Source organism: Stenotrophomonas veracruzanensis, from assembly GCF_032911525.1.
In the GTDB taxonomy this organism is placed as follows: Bacteria; Pseudomonadota; Gammaproteobacteria; order Xanthomonadales; family Xanthomonadaceae; genus Stenotrophomonas; species Stenotrophomonas africana.
This window is the reverse complement of record NZ_JAWJTI010000003.1, coordinates 211,828-234,711: the sequence shown is the minus strand read 5'-3', so window position 1 is coordinate 234,711 and position 22,884 is coordinate 211,828. Positions and strand designations below refer to the sequence as shown.

The following is a 22,884-nucleotide window of genomic DNA, read 5'->3' as shown; positions in this document are numbered from 1 at the left end:
GTGTGACGATGGCCGGGACGGGTGCACTGCGGATTCTGTTGACCGGCGCCGCCGGCCTGGTGGGGCAGGGCGTGGCGCTGGCCTGCCAGCGCTCGCCGGATGTCGCCGGACTGACCGCGCTGGTCCGGCGCCCAGGCAGTCTGAGCGGGCCCGGCAGCGAACTGATCGTCCCTGACTTCCTGCGTATCGACGCACGGCCTTATGAACTGGCCGGGTTCGATGCCTGCTTCTACTGTGCTGGAGCACCGCCGGTCGGCACGGCCGAGGGCGAGTATCGGCGCGTGACCCTGGACACCACGCTGGCCGTGGCCCTCGCGTGGGCTGCCGCGAACCCGCAAGGCTGCTTCCTGTATGTATCAGGTGCCGGTGCGGACCCCACGAGTCGACTGATGCCGCTGAGGGTGAAGGGCGAGACCGAGGTGGCATTGCAGGCCTTGCCGGTGCGTACCGTGATGCTGCGCCCGGGGGGCGTCAGGCCGGTCCCGGGCACCGGCACCCGTCATGCCCTGCTGAAGCCCCTGTACTGGGGCGGCGCGCCGTTGATGAAGCTGGCCGGCGCGATTTTGCCATCGTTGATGACCAGCAATCTGGCTCTCGGTCAGGCGATGATTGCGCTGGCCGGCAGAGAGAATCCGCCGGCAACGGTGGAGTGCGCGGACATCAACCGGATCGCAGCTGGCGTACGCGATCCGGCGGCCTGACCTCAGTGTGGCGCGGCCTCCAGCGCGGTGCGCACCGCGGTCGCCAGGTCACTGCGGGTGAACGGCTTCGGCAGCAGCGCAACCGCGCGTCCCTGGCTGCCCGCCTGATCATGGTCACGTGGATAGCCCGACGTGAACAGCACAGCGACTTCCGGCCAGCGTTCACGCACTTCACGCACCAGCTCCCAGCCCGACATGCCGGGCATCACCACGTCCGAGAACAACAGGTCCACCCTGGTATCAGGGCGTTCCAGCAGCCGCAGCGCGGAGGGGCCGTCGTGGGCTTCCAGGACGCGATAGCCGAGCAGCCGCAGCGAATCCACCGTGTGGGCGCGGACATCGTCGTTGTCCTCTGCCACCAGAATGGTTTCCTCTCGCGGTGAGTAACCCGCCAGACCGGTCTGCGGGGTGCGTGCTTCGCAGGGCAGGGCCAGCGGTGAGCGCGGAAACATCATGGTGATGCTGGTGCCGCCGCCTTCCACCGAATCGATCAGCACGTGGCCGCCGGACTGCTTGACGAACCCATGCACCATCGACAGACCCAGCCCGGTGCCGCGGCCGACCTGCTTGGTCGTGAAGAACGGTTCGAACACGCGGGCCAGGGTCGCCGCATCCATGCCGTGGCCGTTGTCCCGCACCCGCAACATCACGTACTCGCCCGGTGTTGCATCCGGGAACAGGGCGGCGTAGTCGTGATCGAGGTGGCTGTTGTCGACCTCGATCACCAGCCGGCCGCCATGCGGCATCGCATCGCGGGCATTGACCGCCAGGTTCAGCACGGAGGCCTCCAGCTGGCTGACGTCGATTTCCACGCACCAGATGTCCTCGGCGCTGCGGATCTCCAGCTGCACCAGCTCACCCAGTGCACGCTGCAGCATGTCGTGCATGTCCAGCAGGCGCTCGTGGAGGTTGGCGGCCTGGCTGTGCAGCGGCTGGCGACGGGCAAACGCCAGCAGGCGCTGGGTCAGGCTGGCGGCGCGGCCGACACCCTTCAGTGCGTTGCCCAGCGCCCGGCTGACCATTGCTCCGGCTTCGCCGGCGCGCTCGTTGAGCAGCATGGCGTGCTCGACGTTGCCGGAGATGACCGTCAGGATGTTGTTGAAATCATGCGCGATGCCGCCGGTGAGCTGGCCGACCGCTTCGATCTTTTGTGACTGGCGCAGCGCGTGTTCGGCCTGCAGCCGCGCAGTGGTTTCCACCGCCTCGGAGACCAGGGCGGTGACCACGCCTTCGGTATCCAGCAGCGGGCGGAACGAGAAGTCGAAACTGCGCCGCCCGGTCGGAAGCTCCAGCTCCAGTGAGTGCAGGGAACTCCGGCCCTGTACGGCTGCGGCGACGGCCTCATCGATCAGCGCGCTGATGCCATCGGTTGTGGCGAACCAGAGCGATTCGCCGAAGCGCATGCCAACAATGTCCTTCTTGTCTGCAAGCACCGCGGCCAGTGACGCGTCATTGGCATCAACCACGCGTCCGGACAGATCCAGGAGAACCTGATGCTGGAAGCTGGATTCGAAGATCGCCTGCAGGCGTCGCTTGCTGGAGCGCAACTCGGCAGTGCGCGCCTGCACCTGCTGCTCGAGCAGTTGGTTGTCTTCGCGCAGGGCCAGCTCGGCCTGCTTCAGCTGCGAGATGTCGCTACCCAGGCAGATGTAGCCGACCACGCTGCCATCGGCCGCATGCTCGGGGACACAGTCCATCTGCACGAACCGTGACTCGCCGCTGCGATGGACCAGCTCGACCTGGAAGCTGGTGCGTTCTCCCTGCAGTACCCGTTCCAGGCTGGGCAGGGCGTGTTCGAAGGCGGAAATACCGCTGACATCCCGTGCCGCTCGACCCAGCAGTTCGGCCAGGCTGACGCCGTGCCAGTCCAGGAATGCCTTGTTGGCGAAGCGGTAGCGATGTGCCTTGTCGAGCTGGGCAATCAGCGCCGGAACCGCATCGGTCACCTGCTGCAGCTGTGCCTGGCTGTCGTTCAGCGCGACCTGGGCCCGCACAAGCTGGGTGCGTTCATGGGCCTCCTGCCGTGCACGACGGATCGCGTCGGGTAGGCGCTGCAGGCGCTGCTTGACAACGTAGTCGCGCGCGCCGCGGGTCAACGCCTGCACGGCCAGCTCTTCGGTCAGCGTGCCGGAGACGAAGATGAAGGGGGTCTGCGGAACCCGCTCGCGTGCCAGTGCGAGGGCGGCATCGCCGTCGAATCCCGGCAGCACATGATCGGCCAGGATCACGTCGAACGGCCGGCTGTCGATGGCCTCGATGAAGGCGTTGCGGGTCCACAGGCGCTCAGCCTCGAAATCGAGGCCGGCACGCTGCAGCTGGGCGCTGATCAACTCCGCATCAAGCGCGCTGTCCTCCAGCATGAGGATGCGCAGGCGCTCGCTGCGGCGCGATCCATCACGCATTGTTCTGCCCCGAGCCGTTGGGCCGATGCGGCGGTGGCTGGTTGGTGATGCCCCAGAACATGCCCAGCCCCTGGATGGCGTCGAAAAACTCCTTGAAGTCGACCGGCTTGACCACGAAGGCATTCACGCCCAGCTCGTAGCTGCGAACCAGGTCCTGCTCCTCGCGCGAGGAGGTCAGCATCACCACCGGGGTGCTGCTCAGCTGCCGGTCGCCACGCACCTGCTCCAGTACTTCAAGGCCATTGACCTTGGGCAGCTTCAGGTCCAGCAGCACCACCACCGGCCCGCCGTGCATGGCGCCGGCGAACTTGCCTTCGCAGCGCAGGTAATCCAGCGCCTCGGCGCCGTCGCGTACATGGATGACGTCGTTCAGCAACTGGCAGCGTGACAACGCAGCCAGCGTCAGCTCGGCATCCTTGGGGCTGTCCTCCACCAGGAGGATCGGCCGCAGGTCCCTCATGGGTGATCTCCTGTGGAACGGGGTAGGGTGAAATGAATCGTGGCGCCCTTGCCGGGCTCGCCCTCGGCCCAGGTACGGCCGCCATGGCGGCCGATGATACGGCGGACATTGGCCAGGCCGATGCCGGTGCCTTCGAACTCTTCGACGTGGTGCAGGCGCTGGAACACGCCGAACAGCTTGTCCACGTAGCGCATATCGAAGCCGCAGCCGTTGTCGCGCACGAAGAAGTGGTCTTCGTCGTCGTTGCGCTCGTGGCCAACCTCGATCATCGCGTGTTCGCGCTCGCGGGTGAACTTGATCGCGTTGGCCAGCAGGTTCTGCCAGACCAGGCGCAGCATCGTTGGGTCGGCTTCGACCTCCGGCAGCGGTGCGAGCGTCCACTGCACGTCGCGGCCGGTGTAGTCCAGGGCCAGGCTGCGGCGCACATCCTCGGCCAGCGCGGTCATGTCCAGCCGCACACGCCCCAGCGTGGAGCGCCCCATCTGCGAGAAGCTGAGCAGGTCATCCACCAGAGTCCCCGCGGACTTGGCCGATTCAACGATCGTATCCAGAAAGCGGCGCTCGGTATCGTTCAGGCGTTCGCCCGCCGAGCTGCCCAGCAGTTCCGAATAGCCGACGATGTGGCGGAACGGTGCGCGCAGATCGTGGCTGACCGAGTAGGAGAAGGCTTCCAGTTCCTTGTTGCTGCGGAGCAGCTGCTCGTTCAGCTCGGCCATTTCCTCGGCCTTGCGCAGCACGATATCGACGATGGCCGTGCGCATCTCGTGTGCCGCGTCGCAGTCAGCGTCGCTCCACGGCAGGCTGCGCTGCTGCACGGTCTCCTTCCAGGCCTCGAACGAGTTGCGCGGGGACAGCGCCACGCCGGGCGCCGCGGCCTTGCGTGGGTCGCCGCCCCAGCGCACGGTGCGGACCACTTCCGGGCGGAACCACATCAGGTAGCTGTCATGCAGCTGCGAAATGGACACCGCCAGCAGGCCGCTGGCTACGTCGGCCAAGTGCGCGGCAGGCGGCCAGTCGGCTGCCAGGTGGTCGGTGCAGTAGGTTTCCTGGCCGGCCTGCTGTGTGGCCAGCCAATTCGCCAGGGCCAGCACGTCGCTGGCGGAAGGGCACTCGCCGACACGCAGGCACTCGCCCTTGTGCACGATCGCTGCGCCGGCCGCGCCAGTCAGCGACAGCAGGCTGGCTTCGTCCTGGCGCAGGGCCGCCATGAATTCTTCGTCGCCGGCCATGCGACCCAGTAGTTTGACCAGTATCGAGCGACGGGCAACGCGCTCTTCGATCGCACGCGCACGCTCCTTCAACGCAATCTGCAGCGACAGGATCTGGCCCATGAACTCGCAGGCAGTGCGCACGTGGTAGGGCAGGCGGCGCGGCTGCACGGTGTGGCAGGACACCAGGCCCCACAAGCGACCTTCATGCACCAGCGACACCGACATCGACGCGCCGGTACCCATGTTGCGCATGTAGTGCAGGTGCACCGGCGAGACGCTGCGCAGCACCGCCAGGCTCAGGTCGGTGGGCGGCGCGTCGCGATGGTCCTCGGCCCGCATCAGCGGGGCAGGGGTGTAGTTGTTGTCCGCGATCAGGCGGACCCGGTTGCGGCGGTAGAGTTCGCGGGCCTGCGCGGGAATGTCCGACTCGGGGAAGCGCAGGTCCAGGTAGGACGGCAACAGGCCGTTGCCATCCTCCGCCACCACCATGCCGTTCCAGCCAGCATCGAACTGATAGACCAGGGTGCGGTCGAAGCCGGTGAGCCGGCGCATGTGCGCGGCCGCCAGCGTGCACAGGTCTTCCACCGTCGCCGCCGATTCAATGCCGGTCATCAGTTCGCGGATGGCCGGATACAACTCTTCCAGTGAGCCCGGCTGGCCCGGGACCGGTGCTTCCAGCTCGACCAGCAGATCGGTGGCCGAACGGTGCACCAGCAACTGATGCCGGCCGTGGCCGTCCAGATGCACTGCACCGACGTGGGCACTGCTGCCGACCATGGCCTGCTGGAACAACCCCTGGAACGGCGCCAGCACCCCACCCAGCACCTCGCTGACAGGCTGCATCAATGGCTCGCCAAACTGCTGCAGCAGCCCCGGGTGGCTGATGGCGCGCTCGCGTACCAGCAGGGAGTGCGGCTCAACGACAAGAAGCACGCCGTACGGCTGGATCGCGCCGGGGGTGTGGATCGGTTCGCGCGCGCAGCCGGACAGGGCAGTGTCGTGCGCGGACTCAGCAGAAGGCATCAAGGGCGAGACTCACGATTCGTGGATGGCTGGAAAGCCCAGTGATACATCCGGTATCCATGGATGGTGAAGCAAAAGTGTGCATCCGCATACCACCACGTGTACGTGAAAGGCATTTCATTCAAACCTGAATTCTTCATCTACGCACCGGCGAACGAACTGGAAGGCGTCTGTCGCGGCTACGCAGGCCTGCGCGCGCTCGTCGGCATTTAAAACGAGCGCATCCAATCCGTCGCGCTCGCGTCTCCAGCACTCCGCCACGCCCAGTTCGGACGGGCGCAGGTGACGCGCTCCGTAGCCGGCATGAAGCTGCAACGCCGCGGCCATCTTCAACAGCACGGCGGCACCGAGCGTTGAGCCCTCCGCCACATAGCGCCAGCCCACCGCGGCCGCCTTCGAGAACGCATGCGGCTGCGGTCGCCACGCGTGGGGTACCGGCACGATCGCGCCCAGATCACGAAGGTCCTCTTCGATCAGCGCCAAGCGGGTCGTGCCGGGATCCCACATCCGGTACAGCGGCGCAATGGTGTGGTGGAAGTGCCACTGCACGCGCAGGAAGCCGAGATAGCGCTGGCGCGACGCGAAGATGTGCTGGTGCAATAGATGCTGGTCGAGGCGAGCATGGACCGTTCGCGTGTGTTCCTTCAGCGCGACGCTGAGCGCAACGTGATCAGGCTGTGCTGGCAAGATGGGAGTAGGCATCGGCGCGCAGCCTAGCAGACTCGGGCGTAAAGGCCGGCAGGGGTTTCGCAGTCGGTACATCTGAACTGCACGCCGGCTCGACAACGATTGCCCTACGGTGACTCCACTCTCCATAGATGCCATGCCCGTGAACCTGCAGACCGTGCCCGCGACCCCGTACCGCATGCTCCCTGACAGCTGCCAGTTTGAACTGCTGGATGTGGATGCACTGCAGGATCCTGCCAGTGGCCGCTTGTTGCATCTGTACTCGCTGATCGCCCGCTGCCTGTCCTGCGAGACGGTCTTCAAGGCAGAAGAAGGGCAGGGCCTGGTCAGCCATACGGCGGCGCGGGTGGTGCGATGCCCCACCGGCTGCGGCCAGCAGGCATTCAAGCCGGCGCTGCTGCGGTCATGGCGCCCGCAGGCCATTGCCCAGGCCTGAGCGGTAGACAATCCTGTCACGTTGTTACAGCAGCCCGGGATTGGCTCGCCAGACCGCGAAGTTGAGTGCCGAAGCAAACGAGATCCAGGCAAGGTAGGGAAGCAGCAGCACCGCTGCGACCGGGCGGATGCGCGCAAACGCGACGATCGTTGCGCACACCAGCACAATCAACACAAGAATGTCAGCGAAGGCGAGGGCGCCCAGCTTCCAGTCGAAGAACAGCCAGCTCCACAGCGCGTTGACGGCCAGCTGCAGCAGATAGAGCACCAGTGCCGGCCGTGCGCCTCGCCAGCCGCGTTCGCGCCAGGCCAGCCACGCGGCAAGCGCCATCATGGCGTAAAGCAGCGTCCACACCGGACCAAACACGCTGGCCGGTGGCGCCCAGCTGGGGAGGGCGAGGGTGGCATAGAAGCTGGCCGCCGATGTGGATGCCCACCCGCCGAGGGCGGCCGCGACGAAGGTGATCGCCCCCCATGCCAGAAGTCCGGAAACCTGTGAACTCCGCTTCATACCGTGCAGCTCCGTGATGCGCATGCCAACGCATACGCACAGAGGCCGCGAATGGATGCAGGTTGCGGGCGTTCAGTCTGAAGAGCTGGCGGTACCCGTTCCCTGGCTCGCTGGCAGCAGCGAAGGCCGTTGATCAAACCACTCGCGTGCCTTGGCCAGATGCCATTGGCGCTGGTCACCGTCCAGTTCGATCCCCGCACCCAGCAGTCCCCACCGAAGATAGAGATCACCGCGTTTGCGCTGTTCGAGCAGATCCAGCCGCGCGCGCACCGACAGGCGATCGTTCTCGGCCTGCAGCCCATCGATGACCAGATGACCAGGGCGCCAGCGCAGCGTCGCCTGGGCCTGCACCTGGCCGGAGTCCAGCAGGGACAGGGTCCAGCGCGGGTAGTCGGTGCGCTCTGCGAACAGCGCCAGCAACGGTCGTGCATCGCTGAGATCCAGATCCGTGGTGGCGTCCACCTGGAACGGCGACTGCGCATCGATACGACCACGCTTGAAGATCGCGCGGCCTTTCCATGCAGTCGAGCCCTGCGTGCCCGCCACCTGCACGTTGCGCAGCTCGACCGTGGTGCCGGACAGATCGAAATGACGCTGGTTGAAGTCACCACGGCGCAGGGTTGCGTTCACGTCGACGTCGCCGCCCATGTCCAGCCCCGCCACCTTGGCGCTGGCGTTGCGCCCCAGCAGCCGGGCCGTGCCATGGCCGACGCGCCCGTCGGTGTCGAGGGTCGCGTCACCGCTCAGGGTGCCAGTGCCACGGAGCAGTCGCACCTGTGGCGAGCCAAGGTAGCGGTTGTAGGCGGTCAGATCAGGAATGGTTGCTTCCTTGAAGCGCAGCTGGGCGCGGACACCTTTGCGCAGTTCCTGCAGGCGGCCATCGCCGGTCAGGTCGAGGGCCAGATCACGGCCGTCGAACAGGCGTACGTCCTTGGCATCGGTTGGCCGCGCAGTGAATCGCGGCAACCGGACGGCCAGCTGTGCCTGATTGGGGCTGCCGGCCTTCAACTCGCCATGGGCGCTGGCCGTTCCCGCCAGGCGCACGCCGGCGACTTCGGCGACGGCCTCGGCGGCGGGGATGTCCACGGTGCTGCCTTCGATCAGCTCGCCGTTGCGAAGGTGCAGGTCCGCCTTCAGCGTGCCGCCACCATCCAGCTGCAGCCATGGCTTGCGCACGAACAGGGCAGGGATCCAGTTGAGCGAGGTGAATGTCCATTCGCCGCGCACGGTGCCCGAGCTGCGTTCCAGCAGCCGGGCAGGCGCCTGGAACGGGATGTCGCGCCCGCTGATGTGCAGATCCGCATCCACTTCGCTACCCGAGCCGCGACGCATGGGCAGGCGCGCCTGCAGGCGCAGGTCGTTGGCCACGTTGAGCTGCAGGGCCAGCAGGCCGCGATCCGGGGCACCATCGCCCAGGTGGAGCGGCACCTGCCAGAGCGCGTGGTCGCCGGGCTGGAGCTGACCGTCGATCATGTGGAGCGTCAGCTGGAGGCGTCCAGGCACCGGAGCACTGGAAATCTTCGGCGTGGCGACATCAGTGTCCATCCGCAGGCCCTGGCTGCGGGCATCGACCTCGAGCTGGGCATGCAGAAGTTTCAGCTTGGCCAGGCCGGGCGCCTGGTCCCGATAGTGGCGCGGATAGCTGAAGCGCGCAGTGAGATCCATGTCGCCCAGCAGCTGCACACCGTCAAAGCTGGTGTCCGCATCGCTGAACGCAACCTCGGATTCGAACAGTTCGGATGGGCCGCCACGCAGCTGCTTCAGGAACCCCACGGTACCCTGGCCCTTGCCGATGATCAGCAGCTTGCCGAAGCGTGCACTGCGGATGCTGTCGCTGTGGATGGCGTTGAAACGCAAGGTCCAGCCCTGGTCGCTGCGCGGCGGTGAAGGGATGGCCTCTTCGACGCGGCTGATCTCGGCGGAAACTCCGGTGGCCTGCAGCCTTGGCACCCGCACCTCGCGCTGGAACAGGGGCAGCACCGCCAATCGGGCGCTAGCGCGGTCTGCATGCAACACGTAGACGGTGTGGTTCACGTGGCCGCGCATGTGCACGTTCCAGGCAATGACGTGGCCGGGCAGCACGGTAATGGCCGGCCCGGTGGTCATCACGAACTTCTGCGGCTTGCGGTTGGTGACCTGGTCGAACAGAGGGGTGTTGAGGAAGATGTTGCCGGCCAGCAGGTACAGCAGGTAGATGCCAAGCAGGAGGTAGCCAGCCACGCGCCATCGTCGGAAGCGGTGTGGGATGCGCGCGGAAACTGGGGGCATTTACTGCTCAAAAGGTTGGAATTTCCTCAACTATTACGGAGCGGATGGCGGTGGCGCGTGAAGCAGCTACGGGGCCGGAGCTCGATTCTGGTAGTGTCCGGCCTGGTCACGACCACAGATCTGCAGGAGACGCATGGAGATCCGGCCCGCCCGTGCAGGCGATTTCGAGGTGATGTGGGGCATGTTCAAGGAAGCCATTGCGATGCAGGATGCGCTGCCCTTTGCCGGCTCTTTCGCCGTCGAGACGTTTCGCGCGCATTGGTTCCAGGTCCAGGCACCTCATGTGGCTGTGCTGGAGGGCCGGGTGGTGGGCATGTACAAGATGGGCCCGAACTTCCCTGATCTAGGGGCGCACGTGGCCAGCGCCACGTATGTGGTGGATGCGCCGGAACAAGGGCAAGGCGTGGGCCGGGCGCTGGTGGAACACAGCCTGGAGCGGGCGAGGGCGGAAGGATTCCTGGCCATGCAGTTCAATTACGTAGTCAGTACCAACGGCCCGGCCGTGGCGCTGTACCGGAAGCTGGGGTTCGATGTGGTCGGGACGTTACCGAAGGCGTTCCGGCACGGTCAGTTGGGGTTGGTCGATGTCTTCGTGATGCACAGGTTCCTGTAGTGCCGTCGCCGGGTCGGTCGCCTCAATCAGCGTTCTTTGGGAGCGTGATGACGAATGAAGTGCGACCATCCCGCCATCGTCCATGGACAGTGCCGCGGTGCGCGTGGCAGATTTCCCGCACCAGGAACAGGCCGAGGCCCAAGCTCGCGTGTTCGCCTTGTGACGCGTTGTGCGAGCCTCTGCGCAAGGGATCGAACAGACTGTTGAACTCTTCGTCCGATAGTTCGGCCCCGGTGTTGCTCACCGTGATCATGATCTGGTCGACGAGGCCCTCAAGGCTGATCCGCACATCGGTGCCGTGTTCGCCGTACTTTGCAGCGTTGGTCGTGAGGTTGTGAACCGCCTCGCGCAACGAAGAGGCGTCGAAGCAACCGCGGGCATCGCCTTCAGCCTCATACTTGATGGGGACGTGGGGCAGGGAAGCGCGAAGCAATTCGACTTCTTCGCCAAGCGATTGTGCAAGATCGCAGTCCACCGGATGAATGGCCATGCCATCGCCCAGCTTGCTGCGGCTGTAAGCCAGCAGGTCGTCGAGCAGCTTGTTCATGCGCATGCTGCCATTGAGGATCCGCTCGGCCTGCCTGGACAATGCCGGATCCTGCAGTCCACTGGCCAGAGTGTCCGCCGAGAACATGACCGCTGCCAAAGGACCTCGGAGATCATGCCCGAGCGCTGCCAGGAAGATCTGCCTCCAGGACTCGACCTCGGCAGAGAACTGAGCAAGGGATTCGGCGACCGCCTGATCGATGGCCTCATTGAAACGAAGGATGTCATCGATCGATGAAGTGATCAGCTGCTGGTCGGATGCCCATCGCCGAAGTACCGAAGCCCGGAGTGCTCGATACTCGGCCACCATCTGGTTGAGGCCAAAGCCGGCGATGGCGCGGGTTCGGCCATGATAGGACGCGGCGGACTCTGGGCCGGGCTTCAACGGTGCAAGCCCGTGGGACTTTGCGACCTGCTGGGAGGCTGTCTGCGGCGATCTGAGATCGTCTACAACTGCCTGAAGAATCTGGGGAAGATGATTCCGAAGTTGCTTTACGCTGAACTCGACAGTATCGGGCGCCTGCGTTTCGGCGAATGCCACCGCGTCTTCCAGGATTTCCCGCGCATTCCGTTCGATAAAATCAGCCAGGCGCATCGCCAAACCCGTCCTTAAGTGGTGCGTCGAGCCTACACCGGCGGGCCTGCGTGCTGGGTGAGAAGGTTGGCGCCGTGGAGCCTGGTTCTGGGGGCGTTGGGAGGGTTACTTGAAGGGGGGCAGCATGCGGCCAGGACTGGACTGGACTGGACTGCTTGGGGTTCGTTTGGGCAGACTTCTTTGTAACATAATATACATTATGCGAAATGCCGTATCGGCCTTGGCGCGATTCGTCGGCTCCGCGTGGCAATGGCTGGGCCTCTGGCTCGGCTCTTGCCTGCGTCCTCAGTCCCCGGCCAAGGATGATGTATGACGACAAAAAAGTGCCCTCCCTCAAGCCAACAGACGCCCTTTTTCTGACCAACAATCGCCCCTGACCCGACGGGCGACCGAAAAGATGCCCTCTGGAACCACGAACTGACTAAAAGCTGCCCCGAAATGGAAGGCGGAGGTACTCGCTCGCTTTATGGCACACCGGCGTTCGCGTGTCTGCGCGCCGCAAACGACCAACCACCTTTGATGGCAGCCTGGTGTCGATCCCGGTATGCTTGTCCTATGACCTGCCTGGCCTCGCTCGACCCTCGAATACCGGCGTGATCGCTTAGATCGATCACGCCCCTGTTGCTCATGTTGGTCAGAGCGCCGGCCTTATACCCCGGTGAGAGCACGCGCCAGATAAGCGCGTACACGTCGGTTCGATTCCGACCAGGGGCACCACCACCAAGCAGGACTTCTTGTCCTAGAGCGCAGGTGCAAGATGGTGAGTTCCCGTTCCGAAAGCCTCCACCCAATCTTGGTCGCCGCTGCCCGCAAGCGCGCGAGGTTGGCGGAGCACTGGTTGACGGCCGCGGAAGTATCTAGGATCGTCGATCCTGCACATAAGAACTCGCTGCCGACCGTAGCAACGAAGCTCCGCCGGCAGTGGCGGCTTCTCGCAGCATACATGGATCCGCCGTCGTCCCATTACCGCTACCCCGCATGGCAGCTTGGGGAAGATGGCCAGCCCGTCAGTCAGTTGTACGACATTCTGACGGTCTTGCGAGAAAAAGGGCCATTTACGCCGGACGATCAGGGTCGCACGACCGGCTGGGGTGAGGTGGAGTGGTTTATGAGTTGCAACGCTTTACTGGACGGCGCGACCCCTGAGGAGGTTCTCAGGACCGATCCTGCCGCGGTCTTGCGTGCGGCGCTCATCGAATTCAATGAGGAAGAATAACCGCTATCTATTCGGTGCCTGAGCGTGAGTGACTCCTGATTACCGCGGACAAGCCACCTTAGTAGCCGAAGAGACTTGCCCGCCTTGCCGGGGAAATTCGCCCGTAGATCTGAGAACCCTCGGACAAGATGCCCTGGATTCGCTCGAGCTACTGAAATGACGCCCTGCATTGACGTGAAATCCTTAGAGCTGGTACCTCTACCAGCCTTTGGGGTCGCAGCGTGCGCCCTATTGCTTGGGGCGCTTCCGAGTCGTAGGCGAAGGAACCCTTTTGGACCGCTTTAGTGCCACTTCAAGCTGAGCCGGCAAGTTTTGAAGCGCTGAAAGTTGTCCCTCGAGAGCGTCACACTTCCCGCGCAGGATATCCGCAGACCGGCTGGCGGTTGCTGCCGCCGATTGGGCGGCCTGGATATCCTGACGCAGCTGCTTCTCAATGCCCCTGTGTTCTTCGGATGTCTTGCTTAGCTGCGCCTGGAGTTCCTTCACCTCCTGGCGCGCTCGATCAACATCGTTTAGCGCCCGATTCTCGACAGATCTGACGTACTCGGTCCAGTCTTCCCGCTCAGATTTCGCCGTCTCCAGGGCGTCATGAAGCCGGACATCGAGTTGCTGTCTCGCTGTCTCGGTTCGGTCGGCTCTTCGACGCTCGAGGTCGCGCTGCTCTGCAAGTTCAGAGATCTGTAGCTGAAGCTGGTCGACCAGGTGCTGTAGCTCTGAAGCTTGGGCCGTTGCAATTCTCTCCCCGGTGATTGCAACGTCACGCTCTGCCCGCATTTGCGCCAGCTCTTCAGCTGCAAGTCGGGAACTGGCCGCCAGCGCATCACGCTCGGCAGCCAGGGCCTGCTCGGACGATGCAAGCTCTTGACGGGCGGCCTCCTGGGCATGCTTCAGCGCCAACTCCCACCATTGCCCGGCGAGTTCTGCCAACACCGCTGGCGCATCTTCCAGGTCCGGACGCGCTGGCTGCAGGCGCGTGCCAAGTCGGTTCCACCATGTCTCCAGCCAGCGGGTCACCGTGTTCGGTGAGCCTGTTCCCAGGTGAGCCCGGATACGCTCTACGGTTGGGCGTTCGCCCTTGGCGATCAACTCGTCGGCGGCGGTATGGACGTCAGTTTCGGTGATGCCGCGGGCCATGCGAAGTCTCCTGTACTGGCACCCTACTCTGCTGATAACGTACTCGCGATAAGTGATGATTATCACTAGTACACACTCTATTGCATAACATACATTACATAATATGAAGCGGAATAGCACATTACCTGCCGTGGCAGCGACAGGTGCGAAGTTGGTACTCCCCGAGCAGCTGGCCCAGCAGGCCGCTGACGCGGTGCGGGAGGTGCTGGCCGAAGCCGCTGCTGCGAATACCACCCGCAGCTATGCGACCGCCCTGCGCTATTGGGCCGGCTGGCACCAGGCCCGCTACGGCGTCGAGCTGGCCTTGCCTGCTAGCGAGGCCGTGGTGATCCAGTTCCTGGTCGACCACATCCTGCGCAAAGGCAAGACCGGCCTAGTCAGCGAACTACCGCCGACGATTGACCAGGCGTTGGTGGCCGCCGGCCTCAAGGCCAAGCTAGGGCCGTTGAAGCTGTCAACGGTAGTCCAGCGTGTGGCCGTGCTGTCGACGGCCCACAAGCTCAAGCGCGTAAGTAACCCGTGTGAGCTGTCCAGTGTCAGAACGCTGTTAAGCCGCGCTCGCCGAGCCTCGGTCAAACGCGGTGAACGGCCGACCAAGAAGACCGCGATCACCCGCGCCGAACTGGAGGCCATGCTGGCCACCTGCGATGACAGTCTGGAAGGTCTGCGCGACCGTGCCCTGCTGTGCTTCGGCTTCGCCAGTGGCGGGCGTCGGCGCAGCGAGATTGCCGCAGCAGATATGCGCGACCTGCGCAAGGTCGGCGAAAACGGCTACGTCTATCGACTGGAGTACTCGAAGACGCAGCAGGCTGGGGTGACGGTGGATTCGACACCGGACAAGCCGATCCTGGGGCGTAGTGCTCAAGCCCTGTCCGAGTGGCTCGAGGTGGCAGATATCACTGAAGGTGCAATCTTCCGGCGGATTTGGAAGAATCGGTTGGGTCCTGCCCTACTCCCTGGCTCGGTGGCCGCCATCGTGAAACGGCGGAGTGCGTTGGCTGGGTTGGTGGGGGATTTTGGGGCGCATAGTCTGCGGTCGGGGTTTGTCACCGAGGCCGGCAAGCAGGGGGTGCCTTTGCCAGCAGTGATGGCGATGACGGAGCATCGCTCGGTGGCGAGTGTGATTGGATACTTTCAGGCAGGTGCAGCAGAAGACAATCCCGCAGCCCGACTGCTGAAGTAATTAGACCAAAGACTTCTCCCGGCGTGAGGTCGGCTCGATACACCAAGCCGGCGCGCCCTCACGAATAGTCGCCTACGCTTGTCCTCTCCGAGACTTGGGGGCGCGACATCGCGATCCGATACTATCCCTTGCCATGAACAAGCCCAAGTCACCCCGTACCGGTCATCGTCCTCCAGCTAGCGCCATCCGGGCGCACGCGCAGTCCGAGCGTTCCGAGGCGGAGGTTCTGGCAGACCTGCAGGTGGTATGCACCCAGCCCGGCTTCGTACATGCGCTGGCCTATATGTGCTTTCGCGACAACATGATCCTCTACCGCGAAGTGCTGACCCCTGAGGACATGCGTTTTATGTCCGATCCGAGCCGGTTGCTGCGCACCGAGATCAATACACTAATCGGATTGATGGTCAAGGCGACGATTGACTGGGCACAACCATCGTGGGCCACGTTGCAGCAGTACGTCGAATCCAGTGACAAGTTGCTCCAAGAGTTGCATCACGCGCTGTCGGCAGCGTTCTCTCTAAAGGATGTTGCGGCTGCGATACAGCGGGGAGAACAGATTAATCCGTTTGACTCGGGCGCCGCGATGCGCGAACCGATCTTTTATGCAGCCGAGTCCGCCTACAACTTCCAGTACCTGGACCTAGCAGCTCGCCGGTACGCGGCCGACGCGGACTGGCTGCAGGCCAATGTCGGCTTCACTCTCGACCAGGCCTGCGCCGTCGCCGAATCTGCTGATCTCGTCAATGCCGAACGCTTCGACAAGCTGCGCGATCGATTGCGTGGTGTCCCGCCCGACCAATGGACGATGCTTCCGGCGTTCTTCTTGACGACCGAGGAGGTGGCCGCGCACGCCAAGCTACCGCCGGAGCTGGTCGAGCGAATCCTTGCTAGGTTTGCCCTGCCAGCGGACGCGACCAACTCGCAATTCGTGGGCCTGCAAGACTTCAATGAGGTCGCCGCCGCGCCACTGTTGCGTTCGCCGGGCGGCGAGTATGTGTCGCTGCAGAACTACGCTCTGGCCGAGGCGCTATACGAATCGCCTTTCTACTGGATGCAGGCCGATCCAGCTTACCGCGCCCGACATAACAAGCATCGCGGACAGTTTACCGAAGAATTCGTCGCCGAACGCCTAGCCCGCGTGTTCGGTGCCGAGCGCGTGCTGTCCAATATCGACATCTGGCGAGGTAAACATAAGGTTGCCGAGATCGACGTGCTGGTGCTGTGGGCTGATCGTGCCATCATAGTCCAAGCCAAATCCAAGAGGCTGACGATCGAAGCCCGCAAGGGCGGCGACCAGATCATCCGGGATGATTTTCGGAAGAGCGTGCAAGACGCCTACGATCAGGGCCTGACCTGCGCCGAGTACTTGGGCGATTCGCGCTTTCGCGTCACGCGGGCAGACGGCTCGGGGGTCAAACTGCCGGACACCTTCACTGAAATATACCTGTTCTGTGTCGTCAGCGACCACTACCCGGCGCTGAGCTTCCAAACAAATCAGTTCCTGAAGACCCGTGAGGTCGCAGGCGTGCGTGCCGCGTTGGTCACCGATGTATTCCTCATTGATGTAATGACTGAGCTGTTAGCCAGCCCCTTGCACTTCCTTAGTTATGTTGCCCGCCGGGCCCGCTACGGCGAGCGACTCTTGGCCGCGCAGGAGTTGACGATCTTAGGCTATCACCTGGGCCACAACCTATGGTTCGACGACGAGATGTCGATGATCCACTTGGGCGAAGACTTCACCCATGGGGTCGACGTTGCGATGGCAGTTCGGCGTCGCGGCTTGCCCGGTGCAGCGATTCCGGAAGGAATTCTCACCAAATTCGCGGGTACCACCATCGCCCGCGTACTGCAGGCGATCGAAGTTCGCCCAGAACCGGCCGTTCTCGACCAAGGATTCCAACTGCTGGAGATGAGTGGCCAGGCAATCCGCGACCTCAATCGGATGATCGACCAGCAGGCGCTGCGCGCTGCGCGTGACGGTCTGCCGCACGACATCACTATGGCATTTCCGGACGGCAGTGGGCTCACAGTGGTGTGCTCCGACGAACCAGACGCGACGGCCATGGCGAGCCTAGTGTCGTACTGTGTGCGACGAAAGTACACACAGAAGGCGGCGACTTGGTTCGGTCTGTGCCTGACTTCGGGGCAGGCGCAGTTGCGGTTCGGCCTGCGGCTTGCCGCACCGTGGCAGCAAGACAACGCAATGGACGCGGAAATAGCGACCATGCCGGCACTCAGGCCAGTCCAGGAAGGGATGGAGCGCTTGTTCCGCGGCGCGAAAATGACGCGCAAGACGGGGCGTAACGATCCGTGCCCATGCGGCAGCGGACAAAAATACAAGAAGTGCTGCCTAGGATGAACTAAGGCTGCGGTCGCCCGCCGCTGATGCAGCAAGCCACACCTTCTATTCAGGCTGCCGGCTAATTATTCACGCCCAAGCGCGGGATCAAAACATGAAGAACCTTAGCTACGACCGGTCTCCATTACCACCATTGGTGATTCGCTCATCCGAACTGAATCTAGACCTGATCGCAGCACTAGACCGGAGCAATGTTGCACATCCGACATCCAGGATTTCTGATTCGTTCTGGGCAGTGGTAGAGCAGTTGCACGAGATGTTGGTTGCCCTGGACTTCGGCAGCTTAGACGCACAATCGCGGGATCGTCGAAAGCGCAGCATTCTCGGTAACATGGAGTTGCTGATGCACCGCCTTGCCGCGCTTAATGACTACCTCGGCAACTTGATCCGGGCATTGCTGCCTATTGCGCCGGGGCAGAAGAAGAATCGAGAGGCCGAAGCGGCAAAGCACCGATTGGATGACCAGGTTAACCGCTTCTACAAAATGCCGATCAACTTCATCAAGCATGATGGCTTCGGCTTGAGCTGGGTCGAGATGAACTCTGGCGATCTGGTCACCCATGGATACATGGTGACAGGGCCCATCGGGGGCGGTGTGCAAGGACCGATTAAGTTCCGACGGCCAGGACGTGACGATCCTGACGGCTATTCCTTCGCGCTAACATTGCGCGAAGTCTTAGTTGCGTTCTATCAGATGTGCGCAACAACAGAGGAGGTCCTAGGAAAGGCGGGAGTCCTGACGACAGCGAGCAAGGAAAAGCCGTCTGCTGTTAACGGGAAGGAGTCCGTTATCGATGACGTTCGTTCCATTCTGCTGTCTGAGACCTTGGAACTTCTCAATCAATTGCCATTCCGTGGCTTCCCAGATGAGCATCAGATCAGAGTGCCTGTATTCAGTGTGCGAGACGGCACGGTGATGGCGCGGACTTCGCCGCTACGCAAGCTGCCTGGAGCTTTCCAAATACAAAGCGAACTACGCTCGGTTCGTGGTGGCGGCAGGTATCGGCTACCTTACTGGCGAGGCAGCGACTCAGAGTTATAGGTACAGGGATCGCAAATTTGCCTCAACAAGCTCTTTCGTGATGACCCGTTGCCCCCCCCTCATTAGAACCTGCATGGCTCGGATTAAGCTAAGGGCTGTGCAGTTTGTTCTGCTGTGGGAGTGCTCGCTTCGGGCCAGGAGCTGCCCCTCCCTTCTTGCGATAAATACCCCTACTCCTTAACTCTTCCCATGCATGCCTGCTCCAAGAGCGGACATCACTTTTCATTTCTAGCGAACTGGCCAGAACCGAAGCACCGCGGGGATCTCGTCAGTCATCCCGCGCGCGCGTTCAATACCCAGATGAGTCACCTACTAAACAGCCCGAGTCGGCGGCGGCTTCATCCTTTGAATATGCACTGGGACTTCCTGCTCCCCCGCCCGCTCCATCACAGAATTCACCATGCCTTGCACATAGACATCCAACAGCTCGGGCTGCGTGAGCGCGGCACATCGGTCGCCGTGTTCTCCCATGAACTGAAGCAGCTTTTCCTTTGGGGTGCGGACGTAAGTAGCTTTCAATCTGTCATAAAGTTCAATTGGATCATTGATCGGACCTGGTCCCTGGCGGATATCCCCGAAGAAGGTCTCTGGATAGCGTTTCCAAGCAGCAAATTCCTCAGGCGAGAGCTGGTCGGTGTAGATCGCCCGCCCGCCTTCGTCCCGATCAATGATCAGCGCAACCTCGCCGCTGTCGTTGACTACGCAGACGTCTTCCAACGTGCCCACCACACCATCGTCCATCTGATATCGGTGCCCAATAAGCAGGCGGTTTGATGGCAGCCCAGGGATTTCCCCTTCAAATGTGGAAGGCAGGTCGATATGCTCTTGGATCGATGCCACGAGTGCCTCGACCTCAGGATTACGTGCGCGCATCTCAATCTTCTGCTGCAGCGTCAGGAACTGACCGGTCCGATAGTCATCGATCTTGAAGCCCTCAACGGTGGCTCCTGCATCGGGAACCTGAGTGTCAAGGTGGTGATGGTCGGGATAGTTGGTGATGAACACCATGGCGGGGGGGCAGCGTCGCTGCTTTGGGTTGTGCCTCGAACTTTCGAAGCGTGTTGATGCCGATCGTTCGCCAGTCATGTGGCCCGCCCGGGACGTAGGGATAAGCCTGCGTGTTCAGATCGACGAAGATCAAACGGTCATGTGGCGTTGCCTTCTTCAGCGCATCACTCACCAGCCCAGCAAATTTCCCAAGATGCTGGTTCGTCTGCTTCGCAGCATCCTGGTTTCGGATCTTGCACTCGACGCCAAAGGCTTTGCCGGTGCGCGGATAGGTGGCGGTGTATTCCACATGCCTGGTTCGGCGATCGGTTTCATCTTCCCATTCCAGCTCGAACCCAGCTCTCAAAAGCATGGCCGCAACACGGATTTCATAGCGCACGCCAATGAACTGATCTAGGCACTTCAAACGACCAATCAATGATTTCCGCAGCTGAGGCGTGCGCGTTTGATCGTTGTTGTGTTCCAGAGTGTAGAGGTCATACGCCAGCGTCATAAATGCGCTGATCGCGCCGGTCATCAGCGTCTGGCGTGTCTCGCCTGCCGTCAGATTGGCGGCTTTGGACGCTAGCAGGAATCTTTCATGCCACTGAATGACAGGATGAAGTTTGTTGTGTTCCAGCTGCGCCTCCGCTTCGAACCAGTCGCGCCCCAGAACATCGAGAATGTAGCTATAAAGGAAGTCATGAAAGGTTGGCCAGGTGCCTTGAAATAGACGATGGCCCACAGCGACGATGCGCTTACTGGCTGTTTGGGCGGCGATGATCGGGCGACCTAGGCCTTGTTGTCGCTGCTGCTGTATCCAATGGATTTCAGTCTTGCGCTGGGCATCCTCGGCACCTCGCGAGATCATCCCTTCGTAGTTGACATTGGGGCCGCCATGGCAGCGTTTGAACTTCTTGCCGCTTCCACACGGACAGAGTTCATTCCTGCTTGGCTTGGTTCCGCCCATATGTGGCTCTTTCTCCGTTTTCCCTTGAGGGTGGCCTACTTCAGCCTCTCATTCACTTCTTTCATTGCTAGTACTGAGGTGGCAGCAAGCACTTCGATTTGGTCTCGCCACCACTCTACTGCCTCCGCATCGGTTCGGGAACGGTCCTCCCCTACCCCCGATAAATCTTCCTAATCCCTCACCATCAGCATCGCTTCTGCGTCATCCAGCGATCTGTCGTTGGGGCGATCGACCGAGGCGTGATTCCGGATGGTGTTGAGCGCGTCGACTACGCTGGAGAACCAGTTCAGAACTCGCACAACATCCTTATCCTGGCTGCCGAGATGCTGGAGCTTGGGGTGACCGGCGCGCAGCAGCTTGAATAGCTGGGTAAGCGATGCTTGGTCATCAAAGATCAGTCCTACGCGAAGGCACACGTCCTTCATGTACCCGTGAAGCGCAGTCTGAAGACGGTCAATATAGCTGACAGGACCGCTCTTCAGTAGAAGGTGATCAGCATCAGCGAGCGCCCGCTCAACGACTTGGGAAGCACTGATGTTTCTAATGCCTTCAGAACGCTTCATGCTCCATGAAGTGCCGAAGAGCCGCATCGCGGGGGGCATTGCATTTCTCAACAACTTGTTCGGCATTCTGCTGAATACAATAGCCCCCCCCCCAATCTCGCTAGAATTCACTTCAATACGCCCGTAACGCATGATCCATTGAACTGTTCAGGTGAACTCTCTGAATGTAAGGGCCCTGCTCCTCACAACTCAAGCGGTACTGATCATAGATGTCTAAATACATCTCTTTCAGCAATTCACTATCGGAAGCGTCGAATCATAACTTTCACCCAGCCGGCAAGTGATTCCTACGCCCCCCAGTGATAACTAAAATCCGCCTGCTGTGCGCTTGCGCTTTGGTGCAAGCGAAACAACGAGAGAGTGCGCGCCTAACGACGTCGATGCGCCTCCTTCGCGACCTTTTCAATGCGTGAAAGAGATAGAGAGGCTGGTATATCACTCTCAAATCACTCGGTCTTTCTCAAGAAAATCCAAAATGCATCAGGCCCAGGAAGGCTGGCGTGCCTGGAAACAATGACCTTGTGAGAGATGTCGAAATTGCTTGGAAAGTCAGCAAGAACTTCCGTCTCAATGCAGGAAATATCTTCTTCCGTTGACGCGGAAAGTGCGGAATCTACAAAGAACGTCAACTGGAACTTGCTTTCGCCGTCAACCCTGCAAGAAACAGCAACAAGCTCTGGAAACACTTCTCCCAGAAGCGCTTTACTCACGCTAAGTATTACATCGGATCGCAGGCTACTATTCATGGATCTGGCCTTGAAGGAACAATGTGAATGCCATCTTTCCCGTAGTGAATTATGGCGTTTGTCGTCGGTGTGGCATTGCCCGCCGGGTCAACGTAGGACCCGACCTCTTGGCCAAAACTTACCCGCTCCTTAGAGCCTGGGAGGCCAACGTTAACCTTTCCCACCTGCTGCCCAGTGCCAGCGCTCCTTCCGAGTTCGCCAGGATTTCCTGTTAGAACACTTCTGCCAGGAATGTAGTTGTTGTGTCCCACCAAGTGCTTTCCCTGCTGTCCCAAGTTGATCTTGGGTGAAGGGCCGTGCATGGGCCCTGCGCCTGATTTTCCGTGAGTGAGCGCGCCGACGACTACAACCGCGGCCAGCGTTGTCACCGCCTGCTGGGAATATTTTCCCGTGTCAACAAAATCCCCGACTGCCTGGCCAAGTGCGGCACCTTCCATAGCGCCACTTCCAGTGGTCGTCGCCGCCGCTTCACCGCCAGCCCATACACGCATTCTGTCCGGGTCGTCGCGCAGCATGTATCCCACCGAGGCGCCATAAAACATTTCGCATGAACGGCACTCTTGCCGGCCGTCTGGGTCTTTGAAAGAATAGGGGTTGTTCGCGGCGTACTTGTAGCGATTAAAGTTCGCCCCTGCGTCAACATCAGGCCCGACCGGATCAGTGGACAGGAACCGTCCGATCATCGGATCGTAATATCGCTGCTGCATGTAACTCAGTCCAGTGGCAGCATCACTCACGTGCCCTGTGTATCCCGGTCCATCCGCAACCTGCCCGCCAACCACGCCGCCATAGGGTTCGTAGTCATAGCGCTTGATCACGCTGCCGCTTTCATCGGTTTCGGCAACGACCGAGCCAAGGGCATCGGTGTGGACGTAGGTCACTGTCTGAGCAGTTGCGATTAGCGGTAGTGTCAAGCCCACCAACAGCAGCCAGCAGAGCCAGGCGCCGAAGACGCGTCGCTTGACGAAATACGTTCTCATCCCCTTTCGGCGGGCCGACGCGCGGCACGCAACTCTCTCAAGCCATTCCATCCTTCCAATCCCTGAAAGAGCCTTCCAGCAAGGCCCTGCCTTCATATCACAATCAGCATCGGTGTGACGACTGAGTCGGCACCAGAAAGCACGGGCAAGCGTTGCGGCGGGCAGGCGGCAACACCTCTATTGCGCCGTGATCATGATCGGTTGGTGCGATTTAACTATTTGATTTGGCTGCAATAATTTAACCACGCAATG

At 61.8% G+C, this 22,884-nt stretch carries 20 protein-coding genes and 1 tRNA gene; 8 read left to right on the top strand and 13 right to left on the bottom strand.

The genetic code is table 11. The features are described from left to right. The first annotated feature begins 8 nt into the window (after positions 1 to 8). Positions 9 to 701: an oxidoreductase gene (locus R1H25_RS04450; protein ID WP_317222908.1), complete on the top strand. Its 693-nt coding sequence runs from the start codon at positions 9 to 11 to the stop codon at positions 699 to 701. A 2-nt stretch (positions 702 to 703) separates the two neighbouring features. On the opposite strand, the gene R1H25_RS04445 is transcribed toward R1H25_RS04450, so the two are convergent. The 4 genes from R1H25_RS04445 to R1H25_RS04430 all read right to left on the bottom strand — a co-directional run bounded on the left by R1H25_RS04445 (position 704) and on the right by R1H25_RS04430 (position 6,499). Beyond that, the gene (locus R1H25_RS04445; protein WP_317222858.1) at positions 704 to 3,103 is read right to left on the bottom strand and encodes a response regulator; all 2,400 of its coding nucleotides are present in this window, start codon (positions 3,101 to 3,103) and stop codon (positions 704 to 706) included. Next, positions 3,096 to 3,563 (bottom strand): response regulator, encoded by a 468-nt coding sequence (locus tag R1H25_RS04440; protein WP_317222857.1) that lies wholly within the window; start codon positions 3,561 to 3,563, stop codon positions 3,096 to 3,098. The genes R1H25_RS04445 and R1H25_RS04440 overlap by 8 nt, the downstream gene beginning before the upstream one ends. Further along, positions 3,560 to 5,797 (bottom strand): ATP-binding protein, encoded by a 2,238-nt coding sequence (locus R1H25_RS04435; protein ID WP_317222856.1) that lies wholly within the window; start codon positions 5,795 to 5,797, stop codon positions 3,560 to 3,562. The genes R1H25_RS04440 and R1H25_RS04435 overlap by 4 nt, the downstream gene beginning before the upstream one ends. 117 nt (positions 5,798 to 5,914) lie before the next feature. After that, positions 5,915 to 6,499, bottom strand: a complete 585-nt coding sequence (locus tag R1H25_RS04430) for a biliverdin-producing heme oxygenase (RefSeq protein ID WP_317222855.1) — start codon at positions 6,497 to 6,499, stop codon at positions 5,915 to 5,917. Positions 6,500 to 6,626: 127 nt separating this feature from the next. Between R1H25_RS04430 and R1H25_RS04425 the strand changes: the two genes are divergently transcribed. Beyond that, on the top strand, positions 6,627 to 6,920 hold the full coding sequence (locus R1H25_RS04425; protein ID WP_317222854.1) for a hypothetical protein: 294 nt from the start codon (positions 6,627 to 6,629) through the stop codon (positions 6,918 to 6,920). Positions 6,921 to 6,944: 24 nt separating this feature from the next. On the opposite strand, the gene R1H25_RS04420 is transcribed toward R1H25_RS04425, so the two are convergent. Both R1H25_RS04420 and R1H25_RS04415 read right to left on the bottom strand, forming a co-directional pair. Continuing rightward, positions 6,945 to 7,430, bottom strand: a complete 486-nt coding sequence (locus tag R1H25_RS04420; RefSeq protein ID WP_317222907.1) for a TspO/MBR family protein — start codon at positions 7,428 to 7,430, stop codon at positions 6,945 to 6,947. Between the two features lie 72 nt (positions 7,431 to 7,502). Continuing rightward, entirely contained in the window at positions 7,503 to 9,698 is a 2,196-nt protein-coding gene (locus R1H25_RS04415) for a hypothetical protein (protein ID WP_317222853.1), read from the bottom strand. Positions 9,699 to 9,831: 133 nt separating this feature from the next. On the opposite strand from R1H25_RS04415, the gene R1H25_RS04410 reads away from it, so the two are divergent. After that, on the top strand, positions 9,832 to 10,311 hold the full coding sequence (locus tag R1H25_RS04410) for a GNAT family N-acetyltransferase (protein WP_208044096.1): 480 nt from the start codon (positions 9,832 to 9,834) through the stop codon (positions 10,309 to 10,311). A gap of 22 nt (positions 10,312 to 10,333) precedes the next feature. Here the strand turns inward: R1H25_RS04410 and R1H25_RS04405 are convergent, their stop codons facing one another. Next, entirely contained in the window at positions 10,334 to 11,452 is a 1,119-nt protein-coding gene (locus R1H25_RS04405) for a sensor histidine kinase (RefSeq protein WP_317222852.1), read from the bottom strand. Between the two features lie 614 nt (positions 11,453 to 12,066). On the opposite strand from R1H25_RS04405, the gene R1H25_RS04400 reads away from it, so the two are divergent. Together R1H25_RS04400 and R1H25_RS04395 are read left to right on the top strand one after the other, a co-directional pair. Then, positions 12,067 to 12,169 (top strand) — tRNA-Ile (locus R1H25_RS04400). A 43-nt stretch (positions 12,170 to 12,212) separates the two neighbouring features. Then, a complete protein-coding gene (locus tag R1H25_RS04395; protein WP_262082599.1) occupies positions 12,213 to 12,668 on the top strand; it encodes a hypothetical protein in 456 nt (151 codons plus the stop codon). A 228-nt stretch (positions 12,669 to 12,896) separates the two neighbouring features. On the opposite strand, the gene R1H25_RS04390 is transcribed toward R1H25_RS04395, so the two are convergent. Continuing rightward, the gene (locus R1H25_RS04390) at positions 12,897 to 13,802 is read right to left on the bottom strand and encodes a DNA-binding protein (RefSeq protein ID WP_317222851.1); all 906 of its coding nucleotides are present in this window, start codon (positions 13,800 to 13,802) and stop codon (positions 12,897 to 12,899) included. Between the two features lie 103 nt (positions 13,803 to 13,905). Between R1H25_RS04390 and R1H25_RS04385 the strand changes: the two genes are divergently transcribed. From R1H25_RS04385 to R1H25_RS04375, 3 genes are all read left to right on the top strand, one after another. After that, positions 13,906 to 14,985, top strand: coding sequence for a site-specific integrase (locus R1H25_RS04385; RefSeq protein ID WP_317222850.1), 1,080 nt, complete (start codon positions 13,906 to 13,908; stop codon positions 14,983 to 14,985). A gap of 133 nt (positions 14,986 to 15,118) precedes the next feature. Next, positions 15,119 to 17,344: an SEC-C metal-binding domain-containing protein gene (locus R1H25_RS04380; RefSeq protein ID WP_317222849.1), complete on the top strand. Its 2,226-nt coding sequence runs from the start codon at positions 15,119 to 15,121 to the stop codon at positions 17,342 to 17,344. 94 nt (positions 17,345 to 17,438) lie between these two features. Then, entirely contained in the window at positions 17,439 to 18,386 is a 948-nt protein-coding gene (locus tag R1H25_RS04375; protein ID WP_317222848.1) for a hypothetical protein, read from the top strand. Positions 18,387 to 18,698: 312 nt separating this feature from the next. Here R1H25_RS04375 and R1H25_RS04370 read toward each other — a convergent pair whose 3' ends face one another. The 5 genes from R1H25_RS04370 to R1H25_RS04350 form a co-directional block, all read right to left on the bottom strand. Continuing rightward, complete coding sequence (locus R1H25_RS04370; RefSeq protein ID WP_317222847.1) at positions 18,699 to 19,394, bottom strand: hypothetical protein; 696 nt, start codon at positions 19,392 to 19,394, stop codon at positions 18,699 to 18,701. Beyond that, positions 19,354 to 20,343 carry an SEC-C domain-containing protein gene (locus R1H25_RS04365; RefSeq protein WP_317222846.1) on the bottom strand — a complete coding sequence of 330 codons (990 nt, stop codon included), beginning with the start codon at positions 20,341 to 20,343 and terminating at the stop codon, positions 19,354 to 19,356. Before R1H25_RS04365 ends, R1H25_RS04370 begins: the two co-directional genes overlap by 41 nt. A gap of 170 nt (positions 20,344 to 20,513) precedes the next feature. Continuing rightward, entirely contained in the window at positions 20,514 to 20,906 is a 393-nt protein-coding gene (locus R1H25_RS04360; protein ID WP_317222845.1) for an abortive infection family protein, read from the bottom strand. Between the two features lie 446 nt (positions 20,907 to 21,352). Further along, a complete protein-coding gene (locus tag R1H25_RS04355) occupies positions 21,353 to 21,652 on the bottom strand; it encodes a hypothetical protein (RefSeq protein WP_317222844.1) in 300 nt (99 codons plus the stop codon). After that, the gene (locus R1H25_RS04350; RefSeq protein ID WP_317222843.1) at positions 21,649 to 22,683 is read right to left on the bottom strand and encodes an RHS repeat-associated core domain-containing protein; all 1,035 of its coding nucleotides are present in this window, start codon (positions 22,681 to 22,683) and stop codon (positions 21,649 to 21,651) included. The genes R1H25_RS04355 and R1H25_RS04350 overlap by 4 nt, the downstream gene beginning before the upstream one ends. Between the last annotated feature and the right edge of the window lie 201 nt (positions 22,684 to 22,884).